Below are 3367 nucleotides of genomic sequence, written 5' to 3'. Positions count from 1 at the left end.
CTGATGGCGCTGTTGGGCATGGCATCGAACTGCGCCGACTCCGGCGACTGCACCAGCGCAAGCCCGCCCTGGGCCTTGATGGCCTGCAGGCCCAGGGTGCCGTCGGAGCCCATGCCCGACAGCACCACGCCAATCGCCTGCTCGCCCCGGTCGCGGGCCAGCGAACAGAACAGCACGTCGATCGGCAGGCGCATGCCCCGTGGTTGCGCGGGCGGGGCCAGGTGCAGCGAACCGCCGGCCACCGTCAGTTCGCTGTTGGGCGGGATCACATAGACGCAGTCGGGCTTGATGCGCATGGCCCGCGTCGCCTCGGCCACCGGCATCAGCGTGGACCGCTGCAGCAGTTCCACCACCAGGGCCTTGTGCGTGGGATCCAGGTGCTGCACGACGACGTAGGCCAGGCCGCTGCCGGCGGGAACCCGGGCAAGAAACTCCTCCAGGGCGCTCAAGCCACCAGCGGACGCACCCAGGCCGACGATGCGTGTCGGGCCAGGGGCATCAGCGCCCGGCGCGGTCGGTGGAGGGAGGGTCATGCAGGAGTATCGGTCTCATCCTGGTAAAAGACGACGCGCTCAGTTCCGGCCGGCAAGCGCCGATAACAGCGGTTCAGCCTGCCCTCGCCCCATGCCCGGCCCCATGCCCGCCCCACGCGCCCACCTCGCCCTGCTCATCGGCCTGTCCACAGGCGTGCTCAGCGCCCCCTCCCGGGGTGCCGAGCTGCCGCCTTGCAGCGAGCCCATTCGCTACGCAGCCGACTGGTTCCCGGCGCCCGAGCTGGACCACGGCAAGCGCTCGGCCGAAGTCACCGCGCTGGGCAATGCCGGCCAGAAGAAGACCGGCAAAGGCGTGCAACTGGGCCATGTGATGGTGCAGACCCAGCTCAGCGTGGAACCTCAGGCGAGCTGCGCCGGCATCGTCGTGCGGTTGGCCTTTGTCAAACCGGTGCTGCGCATCGCCAGCGAATTCCCGGAAGACAGCTGCAGCTACGCCCGGGTGCTGAACCACGAGCACACCCATGTGCGCATCTGGCGCGACATCGCCGCCCAGTTCCGCCAGCTGCGCTACCCCTGGCCCGAGCGTGCGAGTTCGGCCACCGTGCTGAACCACGCCAGGCAGGCCCTGGCCACGCTGACGCGGGCACAGGACGAGTTCGACAGCCCCGAAGAGTACGCACGCAACAACCTGCTGTGCGGCGGCGAGATCCAGCGCCTGGTGAAGCTGCCGTCGATGGCGTCTGCGGGCGGCTGAGCCGCCAGGCCTTCCATCGCAGCCCTTGCGCAAGATCAAGCCTGCGACCGGACCCAGCCCGGATCATGAAGCCCAGCGCCTGCCGTCGCAGGCAAAAGGAATCCGCATGGGCCATCCCTACGCCGTCGCCTGGGTCGATCACCAGACCGCCACCATCCTCAGCTTCGACGCCGAAACTGCGCAAACCCAGCATGTTCGCGCGCACCAGCACCCCACGGCGCAGCACGCATCCGGCGTGCGCGCCGAGCACGAGTTCTTCGCCGCCGTGTGCGCGGCGCTCGCCGGCGACGGCCAGATCCTGGTGGCGGCCGGCCACGTCGCCTCCGCGGACTTCCACCACTACGTCGACAAGCACCAGCCCCAGACCGCCAAGCGCATCGCCGGTTACGAGATCGTCGACCACCCCAGCGAAAAGCAGCTGCTGGCGCAGGCGCGCAGCTTCTTCGACCGCCGCGAACACCTGGCCGCGCCCGCGCTGCACCAGCCGCGCTGAAACGCCAAGGGAGATCACCATGAAAACGATGAAAGCCGCTGTCGTGCACAGCTTCGGCCAGCCGCTGCAGATCGAGGAAGTGCCGGTGCCTGAAGTCACCGCCGGACAGGTGCTGGTAAAGGTGGTCGCCTCCGGCGTCTGCCACACCGACCTGCACGCCGCCGAGGGCGACTGGCCGGTCAAGCCCAGCCTGCCCTTCATTCCCGGCCACGAGGGCGTGGGCTATGTCGCGGCGCTGGGCGCGGGCGTCAAGGGCATCAAGGAAGGCGACCGCGTGGGCGTGCCCTGGCTGCACACCGCCTGCGGCCATTGCGAACACTGCATCACCGGCTGGGAAACCTTGTGCGACGAGCAGCAGATGACCGGCTACACCGTCAACGGCGGCTATGCCGAGTACGTGCTGGCCGACCCGAACTATGTCGGCCACCTGCCGGCCAACATCGGCTTCTCGGAAATCGCCCCGGTGCTGTGTGCAGGCGTCACGGTCTACAAGGGGCTGAAGGTGCTGGACTGCAAGCCGGGCGACTGGGTGGCGATCTCCGGCGTCGGCGGCCTGGGCCACCTGGCCGTGCAGTACGCACGGGCCATGGGCTTCCATGTCATTGCGGTGGATGTGGACGACGCCAAGCTCGCGCTGGCCAAGCACCTGGGTGCCGAGATGACGATCAACGCCCTGACCCAGGACCCGGTGCTGGAGGTGCAGCGGGCCTTGCGCGGCGCGCATGGCGTGCTGGTCACCGCCGTTTCGCGCAGCGCGTTTGCGCAGGCGCTGGGCATGCTGCACAAGCGCGGCACGATGTCGCTGGTCGGCCTGCCGCCGGGTGACTTCGCGCTGCCCATCTTCGACGTGGTGCTGAACGCCAAGACCGTGCGCGGTTCCATCGTCGGCACGCGCAAGGACCTGCAGGAGGCGCTGGCCTTCGCCGGTGACGGCCTCGTGCACACCACCTTCACCGAAGACAGCCTGGATCACATCAACACCGTGCTGGGCCGCATGAAGCGCGGCGAGATCGAAGGGCGCGTGGTGATGCGCATTGGCGACGAGGTGCTCACGTGAGGCCATGAAGCACGGCCGGCAATGAAACAGGCGGGGCTCATGCCGCAGAATCCGGCGCATGACTGCCCCCAACCCCTACGCCGCACCTTCGGCTGCCGTCGAAGACATCGCGCCTGACGCGTCCAACCCGCAGAACCTCGAATATGCGGGGTTCTGGATCCGGGCCTGGGCCTCGGTGATCGACACGGTGCTGATCCTGCTGGTCACCACGCCCTTGCTGATCGCCGCCTACGGTTTCGCGTATTACACCGGTGGCAAGGAAGGCATCATCGCCGGGCCGGCGGACCTGTTGATCTCCTATGTCGGCCCGGCCGCGGCCACCATCGCCTTCTGGATCCTGCGCCAGGCCACGCCGGGCAAGATCGTCGTCGGCGCGCGGGTAGTCAACGCCAGGACAGGCGAGCCGATCGGCACCGGCCAGTCCATCGTGCGCTACCTGGGCTACTACCTTTCGCTGTTGCCGCTTGGGCTGGGTTTCCTGTGGGTTGCCTGGGATCCTCGCAAGCAAGGCTGGCACGACAAGCTGGCCGGCACGGTGGTGGTGCGCACCAAGCGGGTCGAAGCCTCCA

General features: G+C 68.4%; 5 protein-coding genes. 4 read left to right on the top strand and 1 reads right to left on the bottom strand.

Annotated features, from left to right (window positions below):
* Positions 1-533 (bottom strand): chemotaxis protein CheB (locus FKP22_RS24925; RefSeq protein ID WP_141290352.1); only part of this gene is annotated, 533 nt, incomplete at its 3' end.
* Between the two features lie 103 nt (positions 534-636).
* Here FKP22_RS24925 and FKP22_RS24920 point away from each other — a divergent pair.
* The 4 genes from FKP22_RS24920 to FKP22_RS24905 form a co-directional block, all read left to right on the top strand.
* Positions 637-1248 carry a hypothetical protein gene (locus FKP22_RS24920; protein WP_141290350.1) on the top strand — a complete coding sequence of 204 codons (612 nt, stop codon included), beginning with the start codon at positions 637-639 and terminating at the stop codon, positions 1246-1248.
* Positions 1249-1354: 106 nt separating this feature from the next.
* Entirely contained in the window at positions 1355-1741 is a 387-nt protein-coding gene (locus tag FKP22_RS24915; RefSeq protein WP_141290348.1) for a hypothetical protein, read from the top strand.
* 19 nt (positions 1742-1760) lie between these two features.
* A complete protein-coding gene (locus FKP22_RS24910) occupies positions 1761-2798 on the top strand; it encodes a zinc-dependent alcohol dehydrogenase (RefSeq protein WP_141290346.1) in 1038 nt (345 codons plus the stop codon).
* A 58-nt stretch (positions 2799-2856) separates the two neighbouring features.
* Positions 2857-3367: RDD family protein (locus FKP22_RS24905; protein WP_141290344.1), on the top strand; the 511-nt coding region annotated here is incomplete at its 3' end.

This window comes from Ideonella azotifigens, from assembly GCF_006519715.1.
GTDB lineage: Bacteria > Pseudomonadota > Gammaproteobacteria > Burkholderiales > Burkholderiaceae_C > Ideonella > Ideonella azotifigens.
This window is presented reverse-complemented; position numbering and strand designations above follow the sequence as displayed.

What these genes read in the sequence shown, in the direction of transcription:
- FKP22_RS24920 (WP_141290350.1), top strand. Translation starts at nt 637, where the DNA reads ATGCCCGCCCCACGCGCCCACCTCGCCCTGCTCATCGGCCTGTCCACA.
- FKP22_RS24915 (WP_141290348.1), top strand. Translation starts at nt 1,355, where the DNA reads ATGGGCCATCCCTACGCCGTCGCCTGGGTCGATCACCAGACCGCCACC.
- FKP22_RS24910 (WP_141290346.1), top strand. Translation starts at nt 1,761, where the DNA reads ATGAAAACGATGAAAGCCGCTGTCGTGCACAGCTTCGGCCAGCCGCTG.